Here is a 26,032-nt window from a genome sequence, read left to right as displayed (position 1 = left end):
AGTAACGACACGGCGGGGGCAAACTTTAAAACTGCGTTTTAGAGGCTGTGCATGGTTGGCATTGTCATAAATTTGCAATAAAACGACGAAATTGGCGCAGGTGGATCAGTCCGCGCCTTTAATTAGGGGTTGGGCGGGTAACCCCTTTCAGAGCAGAGCAGGAGGCTTTGAGCGCTAGATACAAGCAGGAAGAGCGCTTCTGCTTTTCGTCGCTGAATTGCCGGTGGCAAGACATCGGTTTTAGCTCGACATTCGAAGAGAAAATGCGTGTTGAATGCAGTTTTTAAGAATGGTATCTCCTGCCGTAAGCCGGGCTGCTGGGGTGGGCCCGGCAGGGGATGAAAACGGCCCGGATCGTCCCGTAGGCATGAGAGGTGTGGCGTGCGTCGGCAACCACGAGGCGGGCACGCGCCATCCGGTGCAGGCGTGAAATCGTTTTCAGTGCGCCGGCACCACCCAGCGGCCATCGCAGAGCGTGTCGGCGAGCCAGTCGGCCACCACCCGCAGGCGCGGCAGATGCGCCATGTCCTGATGGCGTACCAGCCAGAGCTCGCGGCCGGTGGCCTCGGTATCAAGCGCGGCCAGTCCGCGCGTGCGATCGCCGATGCAGCGTGGCATGAGACAGCAGGCGCCGGTTGCCAGGGCCAGTTCGCCAATAATGCCGCCGCGGTTGGCGCGCAGCAGGGTGCGCCGCTCCGGGAACCGCTCGGCCAGCCATTGTTGTTCCGGCTTGTCGATAAAGGCTTCGTCCAGATCGACCCACGGCGCCCGGTGCGGATCGGCCTTCGCATCGGCGGCATAAATGCCGTAGGCCAGGTCGCCCAGGCGGCGGGCATCGAGGGTGGTGCCGGCCGGCCGTGCCAGACGCAGGGCGATATCGGCCTCGCGCTGGGCAACACGCAGGTTGCGGTTGCCGCCGATCAGGTCGATGCGCAGCCCCGGATGCCGAGTCAGCAACGTGTTGATCCGCGGTGCCACGGCGTGTTCGAGCACGCCGTCTACGCCGGTTATGCGCACCAGGCCGGATACGGGCTGGCGGCCGGGCCGGGTGTGTACATCGGTCAGCGTGGCCGCGAGGCGGTCTTCCATGGCACGGGCGGTTTCCAGCAACGCTTCGGCATGGGCGGTGGCCCGGAGGTTGGGGCCGTCCCGACGCAGTAACGGCTGGCCCAGCTGTTGTTCGAGGCGCTGCAGGCGCCGTGCCACGGTGGTCTGGTTGACCCCGAGTTCGCGTGCGGCTGCGCTCATGGTGCCGCCGCGGCATACCAGCGCAAAGGTCTTGAGGCCTTCCCAGTCGAGCGTGCTCATATTGGCTTTCGGTCTATGGTGGATCTGCGTTTATGCAGATTAGGACTGCAAACTCTCCGATTTTAATTGCAAATTAGCAGGCGCATGCTGTGCACACCCCATTCAGGAGAAACATGATGTCTGCACAAACCATGCTCCAGATCGCTGGCGCGGAGCTGCCCCTCGGCACGCCGAAAAACGCTGCCCTGATCGTGATCGATGCCCAGGAAGAATATCGCGACGGCGCCCTGTCGCTGTCGGGCCTGGCACCGGCGCTGGATAACGTCGCCCGGCTGATCACCCACTGGCGCGACAACGGCGGCACGATCATCCACTTCGTGCACCACGGTGCGCCGGGTGGGCCGGTATTCGACCCGGAGGGGCGATATGTGTCGATCATGTCGGAGGTGGCGGCGGCCGACGACGAGCCGGTGATCGTCAAGCATGTGCCGAACGCGTTCGGCGGTACCGATCTGCAGGACCGCTTGCAGGCCGCCGGTATCCAGCAGCTCGTGCTCGCCGGTTTCATGAGCCACGTCTGTATATCCACCACCGCGCGGGCGGGCCACGAACTCGGCTACCCGGTCACGATCGCCGAGGATGCCGTCACCACCCGTGATCTGCCGGCCACCGACGGTCGCGGCGCGATCGCTGCCGCCGAGCTTCACCGTGCGGAAATGGCGATCCTGTCGGATATCTTTGCCCGGGTGACGACGACCGAGGCCATCGTGTCCGCCTGAAACAGACAGGCCGGGGCGCCTCCGATCACCGTCGCGGTGGTCGGGGTGTTTCCACGCGCGCCGGCTGGCCAGCCCATCGGCTTGGGTCCAGCCGGCCTTCGTAGACGGGCAGCTCGAGCGGCGGATCGTCTTCGCGCCACTGCGACCACAGCCGATTGAGTCCGGCGGTGCCGAATTGGCGAACGCGCGTGACCTCGTCCAGATTCAGTACGTCGGTGAGCGTGCCGGCGTTGGCGCCGCTGAGCTGCGAACGCACCCGGCCTTCCGGGTCGATGATCGCACTCTCGCCCACGCCCGAAGGGGCGCTGGCATTGACGCTGACGACGAACACCTGGTTGAAGATGGCGTTGGCGCGGATGAGGACCTGTTCCTGGGCACGATCGCTGGTCGTGGTGGCCACCGGATTGATGATGACCTCGGCCCCCATCCAGGCCAGCTGGCGACAGACTTCGGGAAACCAGATGTCGTAGCAGATCGCCAGGCCGATGCGGCCGACGCCGGGCACATCGAACACGGTGAACGCCGAGCCGGGGTGATACGGCTCGAACGGGCGCCACGGAAAACACTTGCGATAGGCGGCCACGCATTCGCCGGCCGGCGAGAACACCGGCGCGGTGTTGTAGAGATGGCCGTCCTCGCCGCGTTCGCACAGGCTGCCCGGCTGCAGCCAGATATGGTGGCGGCGGGCGATATCGGCGAGCGCGCGCATGCGCGGGCCGTCAATGGGCTCCGCCGCGGCCTCGAGCTGAGCGCGGCGTTGCGTGGGCGTGCCGGCGTTCGGGCACAGATGCATTTCCGGGTAGCAGACCAGGCGCGGCGTCGCCTCGGCCTCGGGGCCGAAATTGGGGCCGAAGTCGCTCAGCTCGACGGCCAGTGCCTGCTCGAAGGTGTCGTAGTCGTCGCTGGCCAGGGCGGCCTGGGCCGGCGCCTGGATGGCCAGCACGGGTAGAAAACGCGTCATCAGTCGCTCCGCTGCGGGCTATTCTGCGTCGTCGAATTGGACCTGCGGCGGCTCACGGGTGAAGCCGCGGGTCAGATAGGTCAACTGTGCGAGACCCAGCGCCAGCCAGATCAGTCCCAGCACCACCGCATGGCTGTCGAGTTGGGTGAGCAGTACGAGGTTCACCAGGGCACCGATGCCGGGAATGATCAGGCCACGAATCACGCCGTAGCGATCGCGGGTGGGGCGATCGCGTCGGTACATGAACAGCACCGACACATTGACCATGGTGAAGGCAATAAAGGCCCCGAAATTGATGAACGAGGCCGCCGAGAGCACGTCCAGGAACACCGCCACAATGCCGATGGCACCGGTGAGTACGATATTGAACACCGGGGTATGGAAGTTCGGGTGCAGCTTGCCGAACAGCCGGCGCGGCAGCACGGCGTCGCGGCCCATGGCGTAGAGCAGTCGCGATGCGCTGGCCTGGGCAGCGATGCCCGAGGTGAACTGGGCCAGCACCATGCCGGCCAGAAAGATCGCGCCGAACAGGTCGGCGCCGATCGTGCGGGCGATTTCGAAGGCGGCCGAGTCGGCGTCGTTGAAGACCGCGCCCGGGTGCACCAGCTGGGTGGTATAGCCCACGCCCACATAAATGCCGCCGCCGATGAGCGCGGTGAGCATGATGGCGCGCGGTATGTTGCGGCGCGGCGCGATGGTTTCTTCGGTGAGCGTGGTGACCGCGTCGAAGCCCAGAAACGAATAGGCTGCGATGGCCGCCCCGGCGGCGATGCTCGACAGGCTGGATTGATCGTTGAAGAAGGGCGTGGTGCTCAGCAGCGCCTCGGCGCCGTCGGCAGCGAAGACATGGCGTAGCGACAGCAGCACGAAAAAGGCAACCACCAGCACCTGGAACACCATCAGCAGCGAGTTCACGCGGGCGGCGAGTTTGATGCCGTAGGCGTTCAGGGCGGTGGTAAGGCCGATGAAGCCGAGCAGGAACACCCAGCTGGGGACTTCCGGGAAGCGCGCGTTCAGATAGGCGGCGCCGATCAGCCAGATGACCATCGGCAGGAAGAAATAATCCAGCAGCACGCCCCAGCCCACCATGAAGCCCACGCGATCGTCGATGCCGTTGCGGACATAGGTGTACGCCGAGCCCGAGGCCGGGAAGCGCCGCGACATGATGCCGTAGCTGTAGGCGGTGAAAAGCATCGCCAGGGTGGTCAGCAGATAGGCGGTGGGTACGGCGCCGCGGGTGGCTTCGGCGACCACGCCGAAGGTGCCCAGCACGATCAGCGGCGTCATGTAGGCCAGGCCGAAAAGCACCACGGCCTTGAGGGTGAGCGTGCGTTCGAGTTGCGTATCGGTTTCGGACATGCCAAATATCCTCGCGTACGCGGCGCAGCAGCGAAGCCATCGGCTTGCGGCGCCGGCCGGGCTGCGCCTGGCGCAAAACCCCAATCCAAACCAGGCCCGAGGCGCGATGTGCTGTAGTCGACACCGTTCGCCAGAGCGCGATTCCAGGTTCCGGAAAAACGATAGCCGCGCGGCGCGACCGTCGTATATAACCCCTTGGGGGTATTTCGGCGCCGGCCGGGCGCGGTTCGCACATGCGTGATGAGCAAGCGCGAGCGGCCACCGCCCAGGCGATAAGAGCGCTCGGCACGCCGCAGTTCATGAGCCGTTTCCTCGCGCTGCTGCGTACGCTGGCCGCGTTCGACAACCTGATCGTGATTGCCTACTGCGACGAGCAGCGCCCCGAGGCCCTGTATCGCGAATATACGGATCCGGTGGTCTATCTACCGATGGATAGCGAGTATCTGGAAGGGGCCTATCTGCTCGATCCGTTCTATCTGCAACACCGCCAGGGCCGGGCCAGTGGCGTCGAGCGCCTGGCCGATATCGCGCCCGACCGATTCCGGCGCAGCGAGTATTTCCGCAGCTACTACCGTCAGACCACGCTCATCGACGAAATCGCGATCTTCGCGCGCCTGTCGCCGCTGATCACGCTGACCGCCTGCATGGGCCGGGACCGTTCCAGCGGCACCCGTTTTCTGCCGCGCGAGGTCAACGCCCTCAAACGCGATGAAGCCACGCTGAGCGCCTTGATGGAAACCCACTGGCGCGACTACCAGCCGACCCTCGGCACGCCCGCCCGGGCGCTACCGCTGAGCCAGCGCCTGCAGCACGCGCTGGCGCGCGAGCACGATGTGCAGCTGAGCCCACGTCAGGCCGAAGTGGCCCTGTATATCCTGCGTGGGCATTCCTCGCAGTCGATTGGCAGGGCGTTGCGGATCAGTGCCCAGACGGTGAAGGTCTTCCGGCGTCAGCTCTATGCGAAATGCGCGGTGTCGTCGCAGGCCCAGCTGTTCGCCCTGCTGCTGCCGTTGCTGACCGGTCTGTCCGAATAGAGGCGCTTCCCGGCCGTGCGCCCGATTCTGATATAAAACGGGTCGGGGGTTGTCGGCGTGATCGTTTCGTCGACCGGGGCCGATTGGGGGTAGACGAATGCAGGAAGAGTCGCTGGAGCCGGCATGCCGGATCACGCCCGCGCAGCGGGTCGGTGCGCGCCGGGGTTGGCAGTGGTGGCGTGAAAGTATCGAGCTGTTGTCGGTTGATACCGAACGCTGGATCGTTGCCGTATTGCTGCTGATGGGCATCGGTCTGGCTATCGCCGTCGTTTGCAGCTTCTTGCCCTATGTCGGCGATTTGATTAACGGCCTGCTCATGCCGGTGTTTTCCGTCGGGTTCTTGTATCTGGTTTATCGCGTGCTCTACGGCTATGCCTTCGCCTATGGCGATGTGCTGATCGGGCTGCGCTACCGCACCACGGCCCTGCTGCTCGCGGGGGCGGCCCAGGTGGGCCTGCAGATCATGGCGGGTGTGGTGTTCTTCCTGCTGGTCACGCTGTTCGATTCAGGTGCATCGGCCGGGGCGGGGCCAGCATCCGCCGTTGAATTCGCTCAGGGCGGGCGTTTTCTGGCGGTGATGGTGACGTTTTTCTTGCTGGCAACGTTTTTCTATCTCTCCGCGGTGTGGTTTCAGCCCGCGCTCGTGTTCTTTGGTGAAAGCGGGCCGGTACAGGCGCTCAAACAAAGCTTTCGCGGGGTCTGGATCAACTGGCGGGCGTTTGCCCTGTATGGCCTTGTGGGCCTTGAAGTTGCGGTGCTTCCAGTCGCCGTGTTCCTGCTGCTTTTCAGCATGGTCGGCGCATTCACGGCAGGCCTGGTTGCGGTGCTTCTGTACGTGTTGATCGGTATCGCAGCACTTGCGACGGGGCTGTTTTTTCTGGCCGTCATGGGGATGACGACCTACATGGCGTTTCGCGATATCTACGGGCTGGAGGCCGATACGGGCCGTTTTCTCTAGCCGAAACAGCCGTGAAGCCGCCCGTAAAAAATAGTCGATGAAGCACTCAAGTTATCGCTATTGCCGTCGATAGCTCGTTGTGGATCAGCAGTGCCGTCAGGCGCAAAACAATGAGTGAGCTCGCGATCGGTGCGGCCAACGCCGCGTCACCTGCCTCATCGGCACAGGCGGCCAATACACGGGCGCAGTCGGAACAGGGCGGCCAGCCTGCGACGGCGCCACCGCGGGCCAAGGCCAGCGCCGACGAGTCGGCCGAGGTGGAAGAAAAGTCCCGCGTGGCCGGTCTGCAAGCCCAGATCCAGGCGCTGGAACAACAGTTGCGCTGGCAGATGCAGGCGCTCGAGGTCGCACAGACTCAGGCGACCCAGAGCAGCAATGCCCAGCAGGCGGGCGAGTCGAGCGACGTTGCCGCCAGCGCGGCAGCCGACAGCTCGGACGTTCAGTCGGCACGCTCGAGGGTGGCCGGTACGCAGGCGTTGCTGCAGGTGGCCAAGACCCAGCTCTCTCAGGTTCTGGTCGAGTCGGGGCGGGGCCTGGCCGGCCACAGCGTGGACGTGAAGGTCTGAGGCGAACGCTCGGCCATCGCCCTCAGCATGCTGATGCGCTAGTCGTCTTTCAAAAGCGCGGGCAGTTTTGCGAGCACCTGTTTCGAAAAACCCAAGCCGACATGCGTGCCGGTGACGCGAATATGGCGTACATCGTCGCTGGAGCGATCGATACAGGCCTGCCAGGCCACCACGCCGTCGGCCTCGCTGTAGATCGCGCGGACCGGGCGCTGGATCGGCGTGGCATAGCGTTCCAGCGTGGCGGTTTCCAAGCTGTCCATCGACAGGCCGCGGCGCTCGTAGATGTGGCTCACGCTGGTGTATTTCGGCCCGCCCACGACCGGGCTGCCGATTGTGACCACGCGGCGCACGAGCTCCGGGTGCTCGCGGGTGACCTCGCGGGCGATATAGCCACCCAGGCTCCAGCCCACCAGCGATAGCGGTTCCTCCAGGCGTTCGGTCAGCGTTCGCAGGCGTTCGACCACGCGCGGCGCCAGCGTGGCGACATCGCCGTGGTTCTTGCCCTGGCCCCAGTCCCAGGTACGAAAGCCGCAGCGGCGCAGGTGCCGACGAATCCATGCCATCGAGCCCGGCCCGGCACCCAGCCCCGGTAGCAGCACAACGGGGTGGCCATCGCCGTCGATATCGCGCGGCAGGCGTTTGTAGGTAGCCGGGTCCAGGGCCAGCCGTACCGGGGTGAGCAGTTCGCCCAGCAGAAGATGCCGTGGCGGCGGGGCCATGCGCCGGCCGTAGCGGCGCTGGAATTCTGTCGTGTTCATGGGGCGATCATGCGGGCATTCGGCCCCGCCGGGCAACGCGTATGGCGACACACGACGCTACTGCCAGCCGAAACGCCAGGTCTGCTCGTTGTTGAGCCTGCGCCAGGGCTGGGTGATACGACGCCGGGTAAGAACCGCCTCGAGCACGACCTGAACCACGTTATCGTTGTCGTCGCGCAGCAGATCGACCACCAGGAAGTGCTTTTCGCCGTTTTCGGGCGCGGCCGCGGTCCACTTGCTGTGCAGCAGCTTGTTCGGGTTGATTCGGTTCATGGGCCCACTCCAGATGTCGTACGAGGCGGTTACGGCCCCGCGGCCGAAAAACGACTCAGCTGCGAGGTATGCAGCAGGCGCCGGCCGAGCAGGGCCGCGGCCACGCTCAGCCCGGCGATCAGGCCAATCCAGTAGCCGTAGACGCCAAGGCCTTGGAATACCCCGCTCACGCCGCGCCCGAGCAGGTTGCCCAGTCCAACGCCCACGCCCCAGTACGAAAGCAGCGTTACCACCATGATGATGCGGGTGTCCTTGTAGCCGCGCAGCGCGCCGGCAATGCTCACCTGCAGCGCATCCGAAAATTGATAGAGCGTGGCGATCACCAGCAGCTGGATCGCTAGATGCTGAACGGCCGGGTTGCTCGTATAAAGCGAGACCGCGAACGGCCCGGCGACGACCAGAATCACGTCAATCACGAATGCCGCCACCAGCGCACAGGCCACGCCGTTGAAAGCCACGAAGCGGGCATGGCGCAGCTTGCCGCGCCCGAGTGCCTGACCCACCCGTACGGTCAGGGCCATGCCCAGCGACAGCGGCAGCATGAACAGTACCGAGCTGAAGTTCAGAGCCACGGTATGCGCCGAGATCACGATTTCGCCGTAGCCGGCCAGAAATAGCGCGATGAGCGTGAACAGCGATACCTCGGCAAAGATCGCCACCCCCACCGGCAGGCCAACGCGCAGCAGTTCGCCGATGGGCGCCAGCGCCGGCCACGAAAACGCCGCACCGAAGCGGGCACGGCGGTAGGCCGGCGCCAGCCTGGTATAGAGCAGCATGGCGAGAAACATCGACCACATCGATATCGCGGTGGCGATGCCGCAGCCGGCCGCGCCGCGCGCAGGGATTGCCTGCAGCGTGTCGGGCACCAACGCACCGAACAGCGCGACCAGCCCGTCGCCGCCGAAGATCAGCACATAGTTGGCGATCACGTTCACGCCCAGGCCGAACAGCGCGAACTGCAGCGAGGCGCGGGTATGGCCCATGCCGTCGGAGTAGAAACGCAGCGTTTCGTAGAGCGCGATGGCCGGCAGGCCGTAGGCCACGCCGGCCAGATAACGCATGGCCAGGGCAAAGACATCGTCGGGCACCGACATGAACGTGAACAGCGGCGTGGCCAGCATGCGGATACCCAGCGCACAGGCGAGCCCCAGCACGGCCGCCACCCACAGCGCCTGATGCACCGCGGGGCGGATCTCGCCGAAGCGCCGGGCACCCACGTGCTGGGCCACGATCGGCGTCAGGCCCATGAGCGTGCCGATCATGAACAGCACCAGCGGCAGCCACAGGCTGGAACCGATCGATACCGCGGCCAGATCGGTGGCACTGGCATGGCCGGTCATCGCCACGTCGACCGTGCCCATGCCGACCTGGGCCAGCTGGGCGCCGACGATTGGCAGCGCCAGACGAATCAGGCGCGTGCTTTCGATACGGCGCAGTCTGGCGTGGCGGATCGTGAACAAAACAGCCCATCCCGGCGGTGCGAATCGTGGCCTGCACTTCGATTGCAATCCGAGCGCAGGGGCCGCGATTCTAGCCTACGGTCGGCGACGATCGCCGCACGCACTCGTTATTGCGGCGATGCGGCGCCAGGGTGGCGTGTTCAATGGCGTTGTGTGGGCGGTAGCCGCTGGCTCCGGCCGCCACCACCCGGTCGCGCCCGGCGTTCTTGCCCCGATAGAGGCGTTCGTCGGCACGGGCGAGCAGGCTTTGCAGGTCGTCGCTGTCGGGGTCGAGTTCGGCGACCCCCAGCGTCGCGGTGATCGATATCTCGTGGCCGTTGTGTTCGCAGCGCGCGGCCGCGATGGCGCTACGCAGGCGCTCGGCGGTCTGTCGGGCTTCGGCAAGGCCGGTACGCGGTAGCATGAGCGCGAATTCCTCGCCGCCCAGGCGACAGGCCAGATCGCTTTCGCGCAGCGTGTTCGTAAGACACTCCGCGAACGAAATCAGAACCTTGTCCCCGGTTTCGTGGCCGTATTTGTCGTTGATCCGTTTGAAGTGGTCCAGGTCGATCAGCACGGCAGACAATGAGGTGCCGTAGCGGGCGGCCTGGGCATATTGAAGCCGGAAGGCTTCCGACAGCCCGGCGCGGTTGCACAGCCCGGTGAGTGGATCGCGCAGTGCGAGCGCGCGCAGGCGGGCCTCGGCCTGTTCGCGGGTGACTTCATAGGCATGGGACAGCCCGAAGATGCAGGCCGCGCAGAGCAACACGTTCGCGATCGCCGCGATCGCATAGATTTGGCCGGTTTCCGAGATCTTGACCACGAAAATCGCCAGTGAAATACACAGAAAGACCAGGGTGAACCAGAAGCCGCCCCGCCGGCCGAGCAGCAGATAGGAAATCACCGGGATCAGGATCGGCCAGACAAAGACCGTCGGCTCCGCGCGCCGATACCAGCAGGCGAACATCATGGTGGTACAGAAAGGGATGAGGTAGGCCAGTATCCAGCGGTCGAGATGGATACCGGGCCGGCGCACGACATACATCAGCACGCCGGCATAGGCGGCCATCGCCAGTTCGGCCGCGGCCACCGGATGGTTGCCGACCGTGATGTTCACGCTGGCAAAGAAGATGCCGCAGCCGATGGTGAGCCACAGCAGGGCGCGCAACACGGCCCGGCGATGGGGCGCATTCGCCGAAGGCAGGCCGACGTCTTCGGCCACGCCCGACATTGACTGCCAGCTTTGGTTATCGGCTGCCTGTTTCGGTATCACGGCCTGCGTCTCGTACCCTGCCCCCGGGGGGAGTTATATCGCAAACCGCCCTGCCGGGCGACCCGCCTGCGGCCGCGAACGGGTCAGTGCACATGGCGCAGCAGATCCGAAACCACGCGTTCGAGCTGGGCCAGCGAGCCGCATTCATTCACCTGATGGCAGTGCGCGCGATAGCGGCCCATGACCGAATCGCCGGTATCCCAGGCCACCCGCGGCTCGGGGTTGAGCCAGATCACGCGCCGGGCACGGTCGTAGATCTTGCGCAGCAGGTCGGTGCGGGCCTCGCCTTCGTTGTTGCGGGCGTCGCCGAGGATGAGCACGGTCGAGCGCCGATCCACGTCGGCCAGCGCGAGGCGCTCGAAATCGGCCAGCGCGTGGCCGTAGTCGCTGCTGCCCTGGCCATGTTCGGCCAGGGTGCGGGCCATCGCCTCGTCCAGATCGTGCTGCTGGAAAAGGTCGGTGACCTCGCCCAGATCGGAACAGAAGGCAAAGGCCCGCACCTTGGGCAGCACGTCGCCCAGGCTGTAGAGGAACATGAGCATGAAGCGGGCATACAGCGCGACCGAGCCGGAGACATCGCAGATCGCGAACACCCGCGGCCGCTCGACCTGCCTGGAGCGCCAGGCCAGTTCGATGAGCGTGCCGTCGTAGCGCATGTTGCGCCGAAGTGTTCGGGGTACATCGAGTTTGCCGCGCTGCTTTACGCGGCGTTTGCGCGAGTGCGCGGCGGTGAGCTGGCGCGCCATGCGTTCGATCGCCCGGCGCATGAGCGCATCGTCGCGGCGCGAGATCGCGGCCAGCCGGGCGCGATAGAGCAGCTGCTCGCGCAGTCGTTCGCCCTGGGCATCGGCATGCAGCAAAAACTGGTCTTCGACATGGTCGCGTACGCGAATACGCAGCCGCTCGTAGCGCCGGCGCAGCTCCGCGGCGAGCGCGCGCTCGCTTTCGCCGGCGGCGGCCTCGCCGGCCAGAATTTCGTCCATCAGCGGGCCGCGGCCCATGCTGTCGAGAATCCGGCGGGTATACAGGCCTTGCTGGGTGAATACCTTGATATCTTCCAGGCCGTGGGCGCGGGCGGCCTGCGAGATGGCCATGGCCAGGGCATTGCGGTCGTTGGCCATGAGCTGGCGGCCCAGCGGCGACCGGGCGCCAGCGACAGACCGCCCCGGCGCGCCGGCTTCGGCCGAGCTTTCTTCGTCGGCGGCCGTATCGGGAGCATCCGGCGTGTTGCCGCCACTGCCGCCCGCGCCCCCGCCACCCTGACCTTCGCCGGGCGCTGCGGATGGTTCGTTGGCTGTGGAGGCTTGTTCCAAAGATTTGTCGTGACTTGCTTCGGGGGCAGACTCGCCGAAGGCGTCGAAGCGAAAGAACTGCTCGAAGCAGGCATCGAAGGCGTCGGCTTCGTCGGCGCTTTTCGCCAGCACCGCGGCCAAGGCGTGCTTGAGCTGGCTGCGCTCGCGCCAGCCGATCAACTCGACGGCGCGAAACGCATCCAGTGTTTCCGCCGGCGACACGCGCACATCGGCCGCGCGCAGGGCGCGTACGAAGTCGGTGAGCGCGCGTTGCATGGCTAATCGACCACTTGGCGCATGAGCGTGGGCAGCTGCGCTTCGACCGCCTCGACATCGTCCTCGAACTTGAGCAGCACATTGAGGGTGTCGCGTACCCAGGCCTCGTCCAGCGAGTCGACGTTGAGCAGCAACAGCGTACGTGCCCAATCGATGGTTTCGCTGATCGCTGGCGTCTTGCGCAGCTCCAGCGCGCGCAGGCTCTGCACGAAGGCGACCAGCTGGCGGCGCAGCGCCGCGGCAACTTTCGGGACCCGGGTTGCGACGATCTGTTGTTCCAGTGCGGGCTCGGGGAAGGGGATATACAGATGCAGGCAGCGGCGCTTGAGCGCGTCGGATACGTCGCGGGTGTTGTTGGAGGTCAAGAACACGATGGGCGGCGTGCCGGCGGCGGCAATGGTGCCGATCTCGGGCACGGTGACCTGATAGTCCGAGAGCATTTCCAGCAGCAGGGCTTCGAATTCCTCGTCGGACTTGTCGATTTCGTCGAGCAGCAGCACGCTGCCGCCCGGCTCGCGCAGGGCCTTGAGCAGGGGACGGGCTTCCAGGAATTCCTCGGAGAAGAAGATATCGTCATAGCGGTGCAGCTGGGCCACCGACTCGCGCAGCCCGCGGGCACCGCCCAGTGCATCGTCGATCTTGTCCTTGAGCACCTGGATATAGAGCAGCTGCTTGCCGTATTTCCATTCGTAGAGCGCCTTGGCCTCGTCCAGGCCTTCGTAGCACTGCAGACGAATCAACGGCAGTTCGAGCATGGCGGCCACGGTCTTGGCCAGCTCGGTCTTGCCTACGCCGGGCGGGCCCTCCACGAGTACCGGCTTTTGCAGCTGCGCGGCCAGATAGACCACGGTCGCGATCCGGTTCGAGCCGATATAGCCGTGTGCAGCGAGCGCGTCGCTGACGGCATCAACGCCGGTGAGAATGTCGGCAGGCGAGTAAACAGGCGAGTCGGCCACGACGGCTCCGAGGGAAAAACACAGGCAGGCGGCCATCATAGCGATGTAAGGCTCGGGCATCAGCGCGTTGTCGGATTCCTCGTCGGCACCAACGCGGGATAATTCTCGATGCCGAGACTTGGCGGGATGAGGTTGAGCCGATGGCTTCTCAGGCAACCTGCGTGAGTCTCGCGCCATGGGTCGCATGCCACGCCGACCGCGCCCGAGGGCCCTTTGTTTTCGAAAGGGGGACTCAATCGGGGTAAGGCGTATTTACCGTTTCTTTGCGACCCGCAGTGAGCGTAGTACCGACCGAGGCGATGATGATCGCGCCGATCGCCAGCCATTGCAGCAGTCCGAGCGCCTGGCCCAGGAACAGCAGCCCGGAGAGCGCGCCGAACGCCGGTTCCAGGCTCATGAGCGTGCCGAAGGTTTGGGTGGGCAGGCGGGGCAGGGCGATCATTTCCAGGGTGTAGGGCAGCGCGGTCGCGAGGATGGCCACGCCAAGGGCGATCGCCAACAACCGGGTATCGACCGCTTCGATGGCAATATCGACCAGGCCGATGGGTGCGATCACGATCGCGGCAATCGTGATGTCCCACACCGCACTCTGCATGCCGTTGACGGCGCCGGCCTTCTGGCCGAACAGGATATAGGCCGCCCAGCAGCCGCCCGCGCCCAGGGCACAGACCACCCCGTATAAATCGATCGTGCTCGCGTCGTTGTCGTGATTGAGGCTCAGCAATATGCCCAGGCCGATCACCGCGATCGCCACCCAGAGCAGATCGAGCCGGCTTTTCGACGACCACAGGGCCACGCCCAGCGGGCCGGTGAATTCGAGCGCAACCGCGATGCCGAGCGGGATATGGTCGATGGCCTGATAGAGCAGGAAATTCATCGTGCCAAGGGCGATGCCGTAGGTCGCCAGATTGCCCCAGTCGCGGCGTGCCACGCGCCAGCGCCAGGGGCGGAATACGACCCACAGCAGGGCGGCGGCCATCATCAGTCGCAGCGATGTCGCCGCGGCCGGGCCGACGGCCGGAAAGAGAACGGTGGCCAGCGATGCACCGCCCTGGATACAGGCCATGGCGACCAGCAACAGGCCGATCGGCAACAGACGCGACAGGGCAAAGGAACGGCTGAGTAACATCGACAACCTCTGCTGGAATGCGCGGCGCAGTGTGACGCGCCGCGTATCGGTTGTCAGTTCAGCCGACGGCCTGCGGCGCGCTTCGAAGAGAGCGCGCCGCTGTTCGATCAGGCCAGGGCCGCCTCGCTCGGCTGTGCTTCGGCGTGGCGGGGGCGCTGCGCGGGGGCCGACGCCGGCCGCCGGGGCGCGGTGGCAGGCTGGGGCGCGCCGACGCTTTGCGCCACCATCGGGCTGTGGTCGATACGGAAGATATCGACGCTGCGCCCGAGCTCGCTCGCCTGGCTGCTGACCGACTGTGCCGACGCCGCCGATTGCTCGACCAGGGCGGCGTTCTGCTGGGTCATCTGATCCATGCGGGAAACCGCGACGCCGATCTCCTGGATGCCGCTGCGCTGTTCCTCGGCCGCCAGCGACACCTGCTGCATCATCGCGCTGACTTCGCGGATCGAATCCACGATGCCCTGCATGGTGTCGCGGGTGCGGCCCACCTGGGCGCTGCCGGTTTCCACGCGGGTGCTCGAGGCTTCGATCAGGCTCTTGATTTCGCGTGCCGACTTGGCCGTACGGCTGGAGAGCGTACGTACCTCGTCGGCGACCACCGCGAAGCCTCGCCCGTGTTCGCCGGCGCGAGCGGCTTCCACCGCCGCGTTGAGCGCCAACAGATTGGTCTGGAAGGCGATATCGTCGATCATGCCCACGATGCCATGGATCTGGGTCGAGGATTCGGCGATCTGGGTCATGGTGTCGACCACGCCGTCGATTTCCTGACCGCCGCGTTCGGCGGTATCCGCGGCCTGCTGGGCGAGGCCCGACGCCGACTGCGCGCTCTGTGCGCTCTGGCTGACGTTGGCAGTGATCTCTTCCATGCTGCTGGCGGTCTGTTCGAGGGCGGCCGCCTGTTCTTCGGTACGATTGGACAGATCGGCGTTGCCCGCCGCGATCTCGGCCGTGGCCGGTGCCACGACGCCGATCCCGTTCTTTACGTCCTGCACGATCCTTACCAGGCTGCAGCGCATTACGTTGAGAGAGGCCATGAGCCGGCCCACTTCGTCGTTCCGGCGGGTTTCGACTTCGGCGGTGAGGTTGCCCGCCGCGATCTGGCGGCTGAGTGCGAGGGCTTCCTTGAGCGGCTGCATGATGCGCCGGCCGAGCAGGATGCCCCAGACAAGCAGCACAACGCCAAACACACCGGCGACCGAAGCCATGGTCAGCATCATGCGATCGAACATCGTCTCGGTGCGAGACTCCAGCTGCGTGATGCTCTCCGGTATGGCGACGCCGGCGGCGGTCAGCGCGGCCTCGCTTTCCTGCCCCAGCTGGAGCGTGATCGCATGCAGCATTTGCAGCTCCTGCGCGCACAACGCACCCATCGCGATGATGCCGGCCACGCCGACGACCGTCATGAGCGCCAGGCGCGCGGCGAACGAGACGTTGCGTAGACGCGAAAGTCGGGCCTTGACCGAATGCTCGTGAATGACGCCGTTGACCAGGTGCGCGCGTGGCTTTTCGCCGTTGCGCAGCCGCCCGTAGACGCGCTCGGCCTGGCGTTTTTCCTCTTCCGTGGCGCCGCGCCGTACCGATGCGTAGCCCATGGAGCGGCCCTGCTGGATGATAGGCATCACCGTTGCGTGCACCCAGTAGTGGTCGCCGTTCTTGCGCCGGTTCTTGACGATGCCGGTCCAGGTCTTGCCGGCCCGTATCGTCTCCCAGAAGTTGGCAAATGCCTCGGGCGGCATGTCGGGGTGGCGAATTAGGTTATGCGGCTCACCCACGAGTTCGTTCCAGGTGAAGCCGCTGGCTTCGATGAATGCGGGGTTGGCAAAGACGATGTGACTATCGAGATCCGTTTGCGAGATCAGATACTCCTGCTCGCCGATGATGTATTCGTTCGATGTCACTGGTAGATTCTGGCGCATAGGGCCCTCTTCCAAGTTGTTCCCAAAGGTGCAGGGCGCTTCGACTGCACTGCATGAAGAGGTAATACGGCTGGCATTTTGCGATTCTTGAGCGGCGGTATTGCGGTCGAATCGTTTTTTGCAAAGGGCTGACGCGTTTTGCGTGCTCTAATTATTTGAAAATAAAACTGGTTTGGTTGGGTTTTTATTGCATTGCAAACTAAAAAACGAATAGGCGCCAGAATTGCAGGTTGCTTATCGTTCGATTCGCAGCCTGCGATAGCTGCATGATGCGGCAGGGCGCCGCGGGGCTTGAGACGTATCGTCGAAAGGCGCGAAGCCGATGCCCGCGTACCGTCCGTCGGCAACCGCTACAGGCGGTGCTTCGGGAGCTGCATCGAAATGCACATAGCGGCCAATGAGGGGGCGTGAAGGCCAGCAATGAGTTTTCGACGCCGAGCTGCCGTGGTCGATTCGGCGACATACCAGTCGACCGTTTCGACTATTTGAACGCCATCAACTTAAAAGCCGGCACCGGGCAGCGTGATTCCTGAACAGCTTTTATGCCGCGACCTTCCAGCGTTCGCGCCCGCGCGTTTTCAAGCGCGAAAAGCCGACTGTGCTTGCGCCCGGCGGGTAAAGGATCGGGCCGAGTCAGGAATGAACGACGCGGGGCGGGCACGATTGACGATGCCCACGAAAAGCGCTGCCCCGAGAGCCGGGCGGGCCGGCTCTCGGGGTGTGCGGGCGGATCCAATGCTCCGGCATGAACTGAGCGTCGTGCCGGCGCGTTACCGGATCGATTAGGCGGGCTGACCGCCGCTGTGGTCGGCGTCCTTGCGGGTGGTGGCGTCGGCCAGCACCACGCGATTGCGCCCACGCTGCTTGGCGGCATAGAGCGCCTCGTCGGCCGCCTGCATCAGTTGGCGCGAGGAATGAATGCCGTCGCCGGGGACGGTCGCGATGCCGGCCGAAAGGGTCACGGTCAGCGATTCGCCGTTGTCGAGCGGGTGCGCGAGTTCGGCGATACCGTCGCACAGGCGTGCCAGAATCTTCTTCGCGCCGTCCTGATCCATGCCGGGCAGCAGCAGCACGAACTCTTCGCCGCCGTAGCGGGCGAACAGGTCGTTCTCGCGCAGCTGCTTCTGAATACTCTTGGCGATTGCGGCCAGGATCCGGTCCCCCACGGGATGCCCATGGCGGTCGTTGATGGCCTTGAAATGATCGAGATCGAGATAGGCCAGGCTCAGTGGATAAGCCTCGGTCTTGGCGCGGGCAAAATGGCTGCCGAACGCCTCGTCGAAGTGGCGGCGGTTGAAGATGCCGGTGAGCGCATCCTGGCGCGCGATGTAGTCGAGCCGATCGGCCTGCTGGCGAAACGACTGTTCGCGGTCCTGCACCTCGGTGGCGGAGCGCAGCAGTTGCAGGTTGCGGGTGGCCAGCAGCTCGCGCGCCTGATCGGTCAGGCCCAGGGCCTGCGGGGGCGAAAGCACGGTCATGTCGAACAGCGCCTCGACCTCGGGCAGGGCATCGGCCATATGGCTGAGCACCTCGCTGAGCTGATCGGGGTCCATTCCCAGACAGGAGCGGGCTCTGTGAACGGCGGCAGCGGTCGCCGCCTGGGTATCTTCGGCCAGATAGATTTCGGCAATCCGACCGGATACGGCCACGCAGCCCACGAATGTTTCGAGGTCTTCGGGAATGTCGACACGGGAAAGATCGTCGCTGGCGCGGGTGGCCAGGGGCAGATAGTCCGGCAGCCCCCAGTCCTCCATCAGCCAGGCGCCGGCCTCGCAATGGTCGGTGCCGACGAGCTCGCGTTCATAGGCAGGCAGGGTGTCGTGGTTGTGCACGATATGCTTGAGCTGGCCGTAGGTCTCGGGCATGGCGGCGTCGAGCGCGAGCATGCCCAGATCCTGCAACAGGCCGGCGAGGAAGAGCTCTTCCGGCGCGTAGATCTTTTTATATTCGCCAAGCAGTCGCGCGGCCAGGGCCGAGAGCAGTGCCCGCCGCCAGTAGCGATCGAGATCGATGCCCGCGGTCTTGGCGTTGCGCAGCGAGGTGCTCAACGAAAAACTCAGGGCTACGCTGACCGTGGCGTTGAGCCCGAGCACGGTGACCGCCTGGTGCAGATTGCGCGCCTGCCGGCCACGCATATACAACGGCGAATTCGCCATGCGCAGCGTTTTGGTGGCCAGCGCCGGATCGTTGGATAACAGGCTGGCGACTTCCGCCAGATCGATATCCGGATTGCGGCCGACCTTGATGATGCGTAGTGCCACGCTGGAAATGGTCGGCAGCGTGGGGCACAGGCGCAGCTGGTTTTCGATCGTGATGTCCATAGGGGTTCAACCTCTTCCCGGGTACGGGCTATCGGCGGCTCGCGTGGGAAACTTTATGCGCAGCGCGAACCCGTTCGGCCAGCTCAGCGTTGACCGGCATGTCCATGCCCAGACGGGCGCCCTGTGCCACCAGCCAGCCGTTGATCGCATCGATTTCGGTTGCCGCGCCCCGCTGCAGGTCGGCCCGCATCGAGGACGTGTTGGCCGCGGTGGCGCGGGCAACCGCTTCCACCATGGCAAGCGAATGGCCCGGCCAGCCGGCGTCGAGCGCGGTCAGCAGCGTATCGGCCTCGGTGACCACGCGCTGCATATGGGCATGCAGCCCCGCATCGTCGAGCAGAGCGCCATTGTCCACGTCGTGAAGCGCGGTCAGCGGGTTGATGGCGGCATTGGCCACGAGCTTTCGCCACTGCGCGCTGCGTATATCCTCGGTCCAGACCAGCCCCGGCCAGGCGGCCGTGAGGGCGTCGAACCAGGTGGGTCTTGGCCCGCTGTCGCCCATCCAGCTCTGATTTTCGGCCACCACCTCGTGCACGGTTGCCGTGCCGGTGACCGCGTTCGTGGTGACCGTCTCGATCAGGCGGGTGGTGGGGGCCAGCAGCCCGTCCAGGCTGCCGATGCCGTTCTGCAGCCGCAGCACGGTGGCATCCGCCGCAAGCGGGCAGCCGGCCAGCGCTTTGGCGGTATACGGCGTCTTGCAGGCCACGATCAGATGTTCGATCGGGGCGGCCAGCGTGGCCGGCGTGTGCACGGGCAGGCTGATGTGCTGGCGGCGCCCGCTCCCATGGAAATGCAGGCTCGCTTCGATGGGCGCGCGGGCGCTCGCACGCAAGACGCTCACGCGGTGGCCGGCGCGTTGTAGATAGCAAGCGACAAGCGTGCCGATATGGCCTGCGCCGGCAAGAAACCAGTGCGGGGCGGCGGGGTCGGACATGGCCGGTTCCTCGGCAGACTGAAGGCGCCCATTATGGCGCCAACGAAAGCGCGGCTTTGTTTGCGACAATGCGGCGACTTATTTGCAGACCCCGCGAGACTGTCATGAGCGAAACCGGCTCCCCCATCGTGTCGGCTCTGCTGGAGCGGCACGGGCAGACCTTCGCCGACGAGCTGGGTATCGATATCGAGCGCAATACGCCGTCGCCGTTGTTTCGTTTGCTGTGTCTCGCGATGCTCACCAGCGCGCCGGTGCAGGCCGATATCGCCATGCGGGCCGCACGGGCGATGGCCGACGCCGGCTGGACCACGCCGGACAAGCTGGCGGCGAGTACCTGGTCGCAGCGGGTTGAAGTGTTGAACGGCGCCGGCTATGCGCGCGTTGACGAGAAGACCGCGACCCAGCTCGTGGACTTCAACGACACGCTGCGATCAACCTACGACGGGGACCTGCGCCGCCTGCGCGCGGCAGCCGATGGCGATACCGATAAGGCGATCGACAGACTGACCGCATTCAAGGGGATCGGCCCGGTCGGCGCCTCGATATTCCTGCGTGAAGTACAGGCGGCCTGGCCCGAGTTCTACCCCTTTGCCGACAAGGCCACCTTGAAGGCGGCCGGCAAGCTGGGCCTGGGCGACGACGCCGAGGCGTTGTCCCGGCAAGTGTCCCAGGCCGAGTTCGTGCGCCTGATCGCGGCGCTGGTGCGCACCCAGCTGGCCGATGATTTCGACGCCATCCGCGAGGCGGCCAGCTGACGTCGTCAGCTGTTCTGGTGCCGGGGCAATAACAGGGCCGCGGCCGGCCTTCCTATTACAGGCGAGCCAGCAGTTCTCGTTTCTTGGCCGCGAATTCTTCTTCGCTGAGCAGGCCCTTGGATTTGAGGTCGCCCAGACGCTCGATGGCATCGAAAATGCTCGTGTCTTCGCGTTGCCCTGAAGCGGCCTGTGCCGCGGACTCGGTCCTGCGGTCGGCGTGGCCGGCTTCGTCGGCGGGGTAGCGTTCGACCACTGGCAGGCTGGCCAGCGGGACGGGGCCGTGCTGGCTGGTAAAGCTCAGGTTCAACAGGCTGTTGCCCTGTTGCTGGGCGATGCCGGTAATACGGTGATCGCCGGTGTCATGAATATTCATGCGCTCGCCGATGCGTATCGCCAGCCGTTGCGGGCCTGCGAAATAGGCGTAGCACAAGTCGTTCTGTTGACCGGTGGCGTTCGGCTGGCCAAGCGCTTGCGGCCACCAGGCCCCGCTGTTCGAGGCCATGGTCTGGGCGAGCACTTCCCCGGCGGCCGTGCCTGCGGACTGGCGCTGGCTGGCCGGCTCGTACGGCCGCGGGGCTTCCACGCGCTCGCCCAGGGCATGACAAAGCGCGTCCAGCCGGCCCTTGAGTTCATGGTTGAAGCTGTCCTCGATCATCAGCAGGCCGCCGCGCATCCACTGGCCGGCCCCGCCGAGTTCGGGGTGATTGAAGCTGGCCATGTTGCCGTGCCCCTGAGCGACGGCCACGTTCAGAACGTGGGCTGCCTCGGTGCTGAAGCCGTAGCGCTCTGCCAGATCTTCGATCCGCGTTTCGCGCGTAGAGGTAGTGCTCGCCATGACATATCACTCCGACCAGTTGGAGTTCGAGTCTATGTCGGGCCAGACAGGGCGCCTATCCGTAGCAGCGCGTAGCCTGAAAGACGCAGAAAGCGCCGGAGCGCGAGGCGGTTTCCTAGCCCTGCAGGCCCACGAATTCGGCAATCAGCGCGGCGACCTCGCGCGGGCGCTCTTCCTGTACGAAATGGGCGGCATCGAGCTTTTCCAGGCGGATATCGTCGAATACATCGTCCAGATGGTGGGTATAGGGTTCGATGATCACCGGGTCGTGCTGGCCATAGATATAAAGTCCCGGCATGGCGAAGCGCCGGCCTGCAATCTCGGCCCAACGCGCCATATCCGGTTTGTAGCAGCGATAGTAGGCCGCCCCCGTGGCCGGCGTATGCTCAATGGCATAGCAGCGCACGTATTCCTCGAATGCGTCCTCGGGGAAGGTTTCAAGCGACCAGGTCTTGAGGAAGTGGCCCAGCCAGGCTTTTTCGTTGCCCGGAATCATCGCCTCGGGCAGGTTGGGTTCGGCCTGAAAGAACTGATACCAGAACGAGCGCCCACCGGCCTTGCGCAGCTGTGCCTGCGCCGCGGCGTTGCCGCGTGTGTTGGTAATGACCGGAATATTGAGGATTACCAGCCGGCGCACCCGCTCGGGCGCAGCCAGTGCCATCTCCTGGGCCACTGCCCCGCCCCAGTCGTGGCCGGCGAGGTTGAAGGTGTTCACGCCCAGGCTGTCGAGCAGGCCAAGCATATCGGCGGCCAGCGCCTGTTTGGTATAGGCGGCGTTGTCGAGGGTGCGTTCGGAATCGCCGAGCCCGCGCAGGTCCGGCATGATCAACCGATAGTCGTCGGCCAGGTGTTCGGCCACGCCCTGCCAGCAATAGCTGCTTTCCGGCCAGCCGTGCACCATCACGATCGCCGGGCCCGACTCGGGGCCGGCAAGGCGGACGTTGAACCGACCGCGTTCGGTTTCGATCATCCGGGTTTGGCTCTCTGCCATCTCGCATCCTTTTTATACTGATTGACCTGCGAGCTTACGCGATGCCGGTCAGCCGGTTACAGCATTCACTCGTAGCGCTGGCCGCGATATTCCAGCCAACCGCCCTCGTGGCGGGCCTGCGGGTCATGGTGGGTCCAGTGCACGACGCCGCCTTTGTCGTTGAATTCATAAACACCCTTGAAGCGCACGTGCTCCCCGGTTGCCAGGCGCGGCAAACGCGGTGCGATATCGATGTTGTGCGCGATCAGTATGGTCTGCCCACTCGCCAGACGCAGGATGAAACGCTGGTGCCGGCTGCCCCGGGTATCGTCGGCGAGCACGGCCTGTACTTCGCCTGTGCCCGAGACGGCTACGTCATGGGCCCGGTCGCGATAAGCGCGGGCGATGGCATCCGGTGCTCGGGAGGCGTTTTCGGGCGCCGGCGCCGGTGCGGGCGCACCCGGGTCGAGCAGGCGTTCGCCGCCTACGATGAGCACGAGCGCAATGACAATCGGCAGCAGTAGACGCTTCATGGGGCCCTGGGGGTTGAAGGTAAAGCGCGGCGCGAACCGGTCGATAGGAACAACGACGCCGCCACGGATTCCGGCATTCGGATGAAGTGGTGCGTCGTTTTCTTCACCATAGGATGCCTATGCCATGCAGCGCCACTTCGTCGACAATTTCGGGGCATCCGGCCTGATGCGGCTGGCGTTGAAGACAATCGCCGCCGGCCTGCTCTGCCTGTGTATTACTGCGGCCAGTCACGCGGCGGAATATTACGTCGCCCCCGACGGCAGCAACAGCGGGCCGGGCAGCCGCGAGGCGCCCTGGCGCAGCATCGGCTTTGCGCTGCGTCATGCTCATCCGGGCGATACCGTCTATCTACGTGAGGGCCGTTACAACGAGGCGGTCCACATGCCGCATTCGGGCTCGCGTGGCCACGGCATGATCACGCTGCGCAACTATCCGTTCGAAACGGCGGTGATCGACGGTACGGGCCTGCATGTGAACCACGGCGAACAGGGGCTGGTGACCATTGCCGACCGCAGCCACGTGCGTATCCAGGGCCTGCATCTCACTCGCTTTCACTCCGACGACGAATCGGTGCCAATGGGCATATTCGTGACCGGTGCGGGCGAGAATATCGAGCTGATCGACAACCGCATCAGCGCCATCGAAACCCGCAAGGCCGGCTGCGACGGCAACGCGCTGGGCATTGCCGTTTACGGCCGGCGCTCGGATGCGCCGCTGCGCGATATCCGTATTGCTGGCAACGAGGTGTCACACCTGAAAACCGGCTGCAGCGAGTCCATTTCCATCAACGGCAACGTGACCGACTTCGAGATCGTCGGCAACTCGGTACACGACAACAACAATATCGGCATCGACGTGATCGGCCATGAAGGCATGGCTCGCGATCCGACAGTGGATATTGCCCGCAACGGCGTGATTGCCGACAACATCGTCTACAACATCACCTCGGCCGCCAACAGCGCCTACCCGGACGGCGAAATGGCCGCGGGCGGCATCTATGTGGACGGTGGCCACAACATCGTGATCGAGCGCAACCGCGTGTTCGCGAGCGATATCGGCATCGAGCTGGCCAGCGAACACGCCGGCCGGGCCACGAGCGACGTGCTGGTGCGCAACAACCTCATCTACAACAACCACAGCGTCGGCCTGTCGATCGGCGGCTATGCGCCGGACGTGGGCGGCACCGTGGACTGCCGCATCGTGCACAACACGTTCTACAAGAACGATACCGCCATGAGCTGGGGCGGCGAAGTCGTGATTCAGTACAACGCCCGCGACAACGTCTTCGAAAACAACATCGTCTATGCCAACGAGCAGGCGGTGTTCATCAACTACTACGTCGACTCCACCACAGAGCCGCTGACCAGCGACCGCAACCTGTTCTATACCGAAGCCGGGCGCTATGCCGGCCAGTGGCAATGGCAGGGCAAGCACTACGACGACATGGGCGGCTATGCACGGGTATCGGGTAACGACCGTGCCTCCCTGTTCGGCAATCCGCGTATCGCCTCGGCGCGCTTCGTGCCGGATTTCGCCCGGCGCCAGCAGACCGCTCCGCGCGTCGTTCCACGCGGCCAGGGCGAAAGCGCGTTGCGCGATACGGGCTATGTCTCGGCCCGCGCGACTGCCACCGATTTCGGCGCCTACGAATATCATTGAGCGCCGGCTTCAGGGGACAGTCGCTGCCAGCCGTGCTGGACGTCATTCGCTCAAGCGCTTGGTTTCCATCGCGACAGATGGTGCCGGGTGTGTCGCATGGGCAGGCCATGCGTTTTTCCGGCCCGCGCCGGCAAGCGCGAATACCGCATAGCTCACGAACCAGCACAGCGCGGCGCTGACCAGATCGTGGGAGAGAAAATGCGCACCGCGCAGCTGCTGGGCGAGGCCGTAGACCGGCCCGATGAAGGCCGCCGGCAGTAGCCATAGCCAGGGCCGCTGCAGGTGCTGGTCGCGGGCCAGAAAATACAGGCCGACCAGACAATAGCCGCCCGCCGCATGGCCGGCTGGAAAGCAGCCGCCCACTTCGCCGGGATACAGCGCATAGGCGTGGCCGAGCAGGTCGCCGCCGTATCGTTGCAAATCCCAGGGGCAGGGTAACGCGAGCCAGTGTTTGCTCAGCGATACCAGCAGCAGACTCGAAAGCACCGAGGCACACAGGCATACCAGGCTGCGCCGCCAAGACCGCAACCGCGAAAGGCACAGGCTCAAGGCAGTGAATGCCAGCAGCCCCACGCCCCAGACGATCGAAAAACGCTGCCCGTATTCATGCAGCAATCGTGCGGTGAACCAGGCATTGCGCAGGGCCCAGTGGCCGCCTTCCAGCCGGTAGAGCGCGTCGGCCCAGAGCCGGTCGATGGCGAAACCGCGGGTCACGACCAGCCCGGCGATCAGGATCAGAGCGGGGTGGATGAGCAGCGGCTTGTTGAACGTTGGCATGAGACGGCGAATATAGGGCAGGTGAAGGGATGTCATGGCGGGTGGGGCGCGAGGCATGAGCAAAGCGCGAGCCTGGGCGCAGCGGCGTTCGTGCCGGGTCGGCGTCGCGTCGAAAATTCGTGTGTCCATCCCGGCGCGGACAGCGACAAACGAAAAACAAACGCCTGGCTAACAGCGCGGTTATCGCGCGTATCGATAATCGTGAGCCTTACCCCTGCAAGCAGGACGCGCAATGCATCCCGTGGGCGATTTCGCCGTGTCGAGTGAACCGATGGCTGCCGATGCGGACACGCGTTGTACGCAGCGGCCCGGACTGGCCGTGGTCATTCCTTTTCACAACGAACAGGGCAACGTCGTTGCGCTCATCGAAGAGATCGAGTCTGTGCTCGCCGGTGTGGGCGACTATGAACTAATTGCGGTGGATGATGGCTCCACCGATGCCACCGCACGGGTGCTCGAGCGCGTGGCCGCGCGCCTGCCCGCTTTGCGCATCCTCAGCCTCGGGCGTAACCGCGGCCAGAGCGCGGCCATCGTCAACGGCGTGCGTGCCGCGCGTGCGCCACTGATTGCCACGCTGGACGGCGATGGTCAGAACCCGCCGCAGGATATTCCGAGGTTGTTGCAGGCCTATCACGCCGGCTGCGCCAATCGCCCTCTGCTGGTGATGGGCTGGCGCCGGGCGCGCAGCGACAGCGTTCTGCGGCGGTTGTCGTCACGCTTTGCCAATCGCCTGCGCAACGTGTTGCTGGGCGATGGCTGTCCCGATACCGGCTGTGGCCTGAAGGTGTTCGCACGCGACGATTTTCTTGGCCTGCCCGCTTTCGATCACATGCATCGTTTTCTGCCGGCGCTGTTCGTTCGTGCCGGCGGCGAGGTGGTCAGCATCGCCGTTTCGCATCGCCCGCGTCGGTCGGGGCGCTCCAAGTACGGGGTGCGCAATCGTCTCTGGGTTGGCCTGGTGGACCTGGTCGGCGTGCTGTGGCTGCAACGACGTGCCTGCCGCTTCGAAGCCGAGGAATCCCGTGTTTGA

The 26,032-nt window shown here is 65.0% G+C and carries 24 protein-coding genes; 7 read left to right on the top strand and 17 right to left on the bottom strand.

Features of this window, described 5'->3' with window-relative positions; translation table 11 throughout:
- Positions 1-438: 438 nt before the first annotated feature.
- The gene (locus CMN27_RS00945; RefSeq protein WP_293623524.1) at positions 439-1,308 is read right to left on the bottom strand and encodes a LysR family transcriptional regulator; all 870 of its coding nucleotides are present in this window, start codon (positions 1,306-1,308) and stop codon (positions 439-441) included.
- Between the two features lie 116 nt (positions 1,309-1,424).
- On the opposite strand from CMN27_RS00945, the gene CMN27_RS00940 reads away from it, so the two are divergent.
- Positions 1,425-2,027 (top strand): cysteine hydrolase family protein, encoded by a 603-nt coding sequence (locus CMN27_RS00940; protein ID WP_293623523.1) that lies wholly within the window; start codon positions 1,425-1,427, stop codon positions 2,025-2,027.
- Positions 2,028-2,052: 25 nt separating this feature from the next.
- Here CMN27_RS00940 and CMN27_RS00935 read toward each other — a convergent pair whose 3' ends face one another.
- Together CMN27_RS00935 and CMN27_RS00930 are read right to left on the bottom strand one after the other, a co-directional pair.
- A complete protein-coding gene (locus CMN27_RS00935) occupies positions 2,053-2,988 on the bottom strand; it encodes a carbon-nitrogen hydrolase family protein (protein WP_293623522.1) in 936 nt (311 codons plus the stop codon).
- Positions 2,989-3,006: 18 nt separating this feature from the next.
- Positions 3,007-4,347: an APC family permease gene (locus CMN27_RS00930; RefSeq protein ID WP_293623521.1), complete on the bottom strand. Its 1,341-nt coding sequence runs from the start codon at positions 4,345-4,347 to the stop codon at positions 3,007-3,009.
- Between the two features lie 233 nt (positions 4,348-4,580).
- Here CMN27_RS00930 and CMN27_RS00925 point away from each other — a divergent pair, with 233 nt between their 5' ends.
- The 3 genes from CMN27_RS00925 (at position 4,581) to CMN27_RS00915 (ending at position 6,905) form a co-directional block, all read left to right on the top strand.
- The gene (locus CMN27_RS00925; RefSeq protein ID WP_293623520.1) at positions 4,581-5,381 is read left to right on the top strand and encodes a helix-turn-helix transcriptional regulator; all 801 of its coding nucleotides are present in this window, start codon (positions 4,581-4,583) and stop codon (positions 5,379-5,381) included.
- A 97-nt stretch (positions 5,382-5,478) separates the two neighbouring features.
- Positions 5,479-6,339 carry a BPSS1780 family membrane protein gene (locus CMN27_RS00920; protein WP_293623519.1) on the top strand — a complete coding sequence of 287 codons (861 nt, stop codon included), beginning with the start codon at positions 5,479-5,481 and terminating at the stop codon, positions 6,337-6,339.
- 110 nt (positions 6,340-6,449) lie between these two features.
- Positions 6,450-6,905, top strand: coding sequence for a hypothetical protein (locus CMN27_RS00915; protein ID WP_293623518.1), 456 nt, complete (start codon positions 6,450-6,452; stop codon positions 6,903-6,905).
- Positions 6,906-6,943: 38 nt separating this feature from the next.
- Here CMN27_RS00915 and CMN27_RS00910 read toward each other — a convergent pair whose 3' ends face one another.
- The 10 genes from CMN27_RS00910 to CMN27_RS00865 form a co-directional block, all read right to left on the bottom strand.
- Positions 6,944-7,663 carry an alpha/beta fold hydrolase gene (locus tag CMN27_RS00910; RefSeq protein WP_293623517.1) on the bottom strand — a complete coding sequence of 240 codons (720 nt, stop codon included), beginning with the start codon at positions 7,661-7,663 and terminating at the stop codon, positions 6,944-6,946.
- 57 nt (positions 7,664-7,720) lie between these two features.
- A complete protein-coding gene (locus tag CMN27_RS00905) occupies positions 7,721-7,936 on the bottom strand; it encodes a TIGR02450 family Trp-rich protein (protein ID WP_293623516.1) in 216 nt (71 codons plus the stop codon).
- Positions 7,937-7,965: 29 nt separating this feature from the next.
- Positions 7,966-9,396, bottom strand: a complete 1,431-nt coding sequence (locus CMN27_RS00900; protein WP_293623515.1) for an MATE family efflux transporter — start codon at positions 9,394-9,396, stop codon at positions 7,966-7,968.
- Between the two features lie 70 nt (positions 9,397-9,466).
- A complete protein-coding gene (locus CMN27_RS00895; RefSeq protein WP_293623514.1) occupies positions 9,467-10,606 on the bottom strand; it encodes a GGDEF domain-containing protein in 1,140 nt (379 codons plus the stop codon).
- Between the two features lie 125 nt (positions 10,607-10,731).
- The gene (locus tag CMN27_RS00890) at positions 10,732-12,216 is read right to left on the bottom strand and encodes a VWA domain-containing protein (RefSeq protein ID WP_293623513.1); all 1,485 of its coding nucleotides are present in this window, start codon (positions 12,214-12,216) and stop codon (positions 10,732-10,734) included.
- A 2-nt stretch (positions 12,217-12,218) separates the two neighbouring features.
- Positions 12,219-13,172, bottom strand: a complete 954-nt coding sequence (locus CMN27_RS00885) for a MoxR family ATPase (protein WP_293623512.1) — start codon at positions 13,170-13,172, stop codon at positions 12,219-12,221.
- Between the two features lie 232 nt (positions 13,173-13,404).
- Entirely contained in the window at positions 13,405-14,301 is an 897-nt protein-coding gene (locus CMN27_RS00880; RefSeq protein WP_293623511.1) for an EamA family transporter, read from the bottom strand.
- Between the two features lie 107 nt (positions 14,302-14,408).
- On the bottom strand, positions 14,409-16,217 hold the full coding sequence (locus CMN27_RS00875; RefSeq protein ID WP_293623510.1) for a PAS domain-containing methyl-accepting chemotaxis protein: 1,809 nt from the start codon (positions 16,215-16,217) through the stop codon (positions 14,409-14,411).
- A gap of 782 nt (positions 16,218-16,999) precedes the next feature.
- Positions 17,000-18,538 (bottom strand): GGDEF domain-containing protein, encoded by a 1,539-nt coding sequence (locus tag CMN27_RS00870; RefSeq protein WP_293623509.1) that lies wholly within the window; start codon positions 18,536-18,538, stop codon positions 17,000-17,002.
- Between the two features lie 28 nt (positions 18,539-18,566).
- Positions 18,567-19,472 (bottom strand): 2-dehydropantoate 2-reductase, encoded by a 906-nt coding sequence (locus tag CMN27_RS00865; protein ID WP_293623508.1) that lies wholly within the window; start codon positions 19,470-19,472, stop codon positions 18,567-18,569.
- Between the two features lie 104 nt (positions 19,473-19,576).
- Here CMN27_RS00865 and CMN27_RS00860 point away from each other — a divergent pair, with 104 nt between their 5' ends.
- Positions 19,577-20,227 (top strand): hypothetical protein, encoded by a 651-nt coding sequence (locus tag CMN27_RS00860; RefSeq protein ID WP_293623507.1) that lies wholly within the window; start codon positions 19,577-19,579, stop codon positions 20,225-20,227.
- Positions 20,228-20,282: 55 nt separating this feature from the next.
- On the opposite strand, the gene CMN27_RS00855 is transcribed toward CMN27_RS00860, so the two are convergent.
- The 3 genes from CMN27_RS00855 to CMN27_RS00845 all read right to left on the bottom strand — a co-directional run bounded on the left by CMN27_RS00855 (position 20,283) and on the right by CMN27_RS00845 (position 22,565).
- Positions 20,283-21,062 carry an SHOCT domain-containing protein gene (locus tag CMN27_RS00855; protein WP_293623506.1) on the bottom strand — a complete coding sequence of 260 codons (780 nt, stop codon included), beginning with the start codon at positions 21,060-21,062 and terminating at the stop codon, positions 20,283-20,285.
- A gap of 115 nt (positions 21,063-21,177) precedes the next feature.
- Entirely contained in the window at positions 21,178-22,053 is an 876-nt protein-coding gene (locus CMN27_RS00850; RefSeq protein WP_293623505.1) for an alpha/beta hydrolase, read from the bottom strand.
- 65 nt (positions 22,054-22,118) lie between these two features.
- Positions 22,119-22,565 (bottom strand): DUF3465 domain-containing protein, encoded by a 447-nt coding sequence (locus tag CMN27_RS00845; protein ID WP_293623504.1) that lies wholly within the window; start codon positions 22,563-22,565, stop codon positions 22,119-22,121.
- A gap of 124 nt (positions 22,566-22,689) precedes the next feature.
- On the opposite strand from CMN27_RS00845, the gene CMN27_RS00840 reads away from it, so the two are divergent.
- Positions 22,690-24,225 carry a right-handed parallel beta-helix repeat-containing protein gene (locus CMN27_RS00840; RefSeq protein ID WP_293623503.1) on the top strand — a complete coding sequence of 512 codons (1,536 nt, stop codon included), beginning with the start codon at positions 22,690-22,692 and terminating at the stop codon, positions 24,223-24,225.
- Between the two features lie 42 nt (positions 24,226-24,267).
- On the opposite strand, the gene CMN27_RS00835 is transcribed toward CMN27_RS00840, so the two are convergent.
- Complete coding sequence (locus tag CMN27_RS00835; RefSeq protein WP_293623502.1) at positions 24,268-25,038, bottom strand: phosphatase PAP2 family protein; 771 nt, start codon at positions 25,036-25,038, stop codon at positions 24,268-24,270.
- A 235-nt stretch (positions 25,039-25,273) separates the two neighbouring features.
- Between CMN27_RS00835 and CMN27_RS00830 the strand changes: the two genes are divergently transcribed.
- The gene (locus CMN27_RS00830) at positions 25,274-26,032 is read left to right on the top strand and encodes a glycosyltransferase family 2 protein (protein ID WP_366515379.1); all 759 of its coding nucleotides are present in this window, start codon (positions 25,274-25,276) and stop codon (positions 26,030-26,032) included.

The sequence above is a fragment of the Salinisphaera sp. genome (assembly GCF_002729955.1).
Taxonomy (GTDB): domain Bacteria; phylum Pseudomonadota; class Gammaproteobacteria; order Nevskiales; family Salinisphaeraceae; genus Salinisphaera.
This window is presented reverse-complemented; position numbering and strand designations above follow the sequence as displayed.

Excerpts from the sequence above, each read along its gene's own strand:
- CMN27_RS00945 (WP_293623524.1), bottom strand. The coding sequence starts at position 1,308 with ATGAGCACGCTCGACTGGGAAGGCCTCAAGACCTTTGCGCTGGTATGC.
- CMN27_RS00940 (WP_293623523.1), top strand. The coding sequence starts at position 1,425 with ATGTCTGCACAAACCATGCTCCAGATCGCTGGCGCGGAGCTGCCCCTC.
- CMN27_RS00935 (WP_293623522.1), bottom strand. The coding sequence starts at position 2,988 with ATGACGCGTTTTCTACCCGTGCTGGCCATCCAGGCGCCGGCCCAGGCC.
- CMN27_RS00930 (WP_293623521.1), bottom strand. The coding sequence starts at position 4,347 with ATGTCCGAAACCGATACGCAACTCGAACGCACGCTCACCCTCAAGGCC.
- CMN27_RS00925 (WP_293623520.1), top strand. The coding sequence starts at position 4,581 with ATGCGTGATGAGCAAGCGCGAGCGGCCACCGCCCAGGCGATAAGAGCG.
- CMN27_RS00920 (WP_293623519.1), top strand. The coding sequence starts at position 5,479 with ATGCAGGAAGAGTCGCTGGAGCCGGCATGCCGGATCACGCCCGCGCAG.
- CMN27_RS00915 (WP_293623518.1), top strand. The coding sequence starts at position 6,450 with ATGAGTGAGCTCGCGATCGGTGCGGCCAACGCCGCGTCACCTGCCTCA.
- CMN27_RS00910 (WP_293623517.1), bottom strand. The coding sequence starts at position 7,663 with ATGAACACGACAGAATTCCAGCGCCGCTACGGCCGGCGCATGGCCCCG.
- CMN27_RS00905 (WP_293623516.1), bottom strand. The coding sequence starts at position 7,936 with ATGAACCGAATCAACCCGAACAAGCTGCTGCACAGCAAGTGGACCGCG.
- CMN27_RS00895 (WP_293623514.1), bottom strand. The coding sequence starts at position 10,606 with ATGTCGGGCGTGGCCGAAGACGTCGGCCTGCCTTCGGCGAATGCGCCC.
- CMN27_RS00890 (WP_293623513.1), bottom strand. The coding sequence starts at position 12,216 with ATGCAACGCGCGCTCACCGACTTCGTACGCGCCCTGCGCGCGGCCGAT.
- CMN27_RS00880 (WP_293623511.1), bottom strand. The coding sequence starts at position 14,301 with ATGTTACTCAGCCGTTCCTTTGCCCTGTCGCGTCTGTTGCCGATCGGC.
- CMN27_RS00875 (WP_293623510.1), bottom strand. The coding sequence starts at position 16,217 with ATGCGCCAGAATCTACCAGTGACATCGAACGAATACATCATCGGCGAG.
- CMN27_RS00870 (WP_293623509.1), bottom strand. The coding sequence starts at position 18,538 with ATGGACATCACGATCGAAAACCAGCTGCGCCTGTGCCCCACGCTGCCG.
- CMN27_RS00865 (WP_293623508.1), bottom strand. The coding sequence starts at position 19,472 with ATGTCCGACCCCGCCGCCCCGCACTGGTTTCTTGCCGGCGCAGGCCAT.
- CMN27_RS00860 (WP_293623507.1), top strand. The coding sequence starts at position 19,577 with ATGAGCGAAACCGGCTCCCCCATCGTGTCGGCTCTGCTGGAGCGGCAC.
- CMN27_RS00855 (WP_293623506.1), bottom strand. The coding sequence starts at position 21,062 with ATGGCGAGCACTACCTCTACGCGCGAAACGCGGATCGAAGATCTGGCA.
- CMN27_RS00850 (WP_293623505.1), bottom strand. The coding sequence starts at position 22,053 with ATGGCAGAGAGCCAAACCCGGATGATCGAAACCGAACGCGGTCGGTTC.
- CMN27_RS00845 (WP_293623504.1), bottom strand. The coding sequence starts at position 22,565 with ATGAAGCGTCTACTGCTGCCGATTGTCATTGCGCTCGTGCTCATCGTA.
- CMN27_RS00840 (WP_293623503.1), top strand. The coding sequence starts at position 22,690 with ATGCAGCGCCACTTCGTCGACAATTTCGGGGCATCCGGCCTGATGCGG.
- CMN27_RS00835 (WP_293623502.1), bottom strand. The coding sequence starts at position 25,038 with ATGACATCCCTTCACCTGCCCTATATTCGCCGTCTCATGCCAACGTTC.
- CMN27_RS00830 (WP_366515379.1), top strand. The coding sequence starts at position 25,274 with ATGGCTGCCGATGCGGACACGCGTTGTACGCAGCGGCCCGGACTGGCC.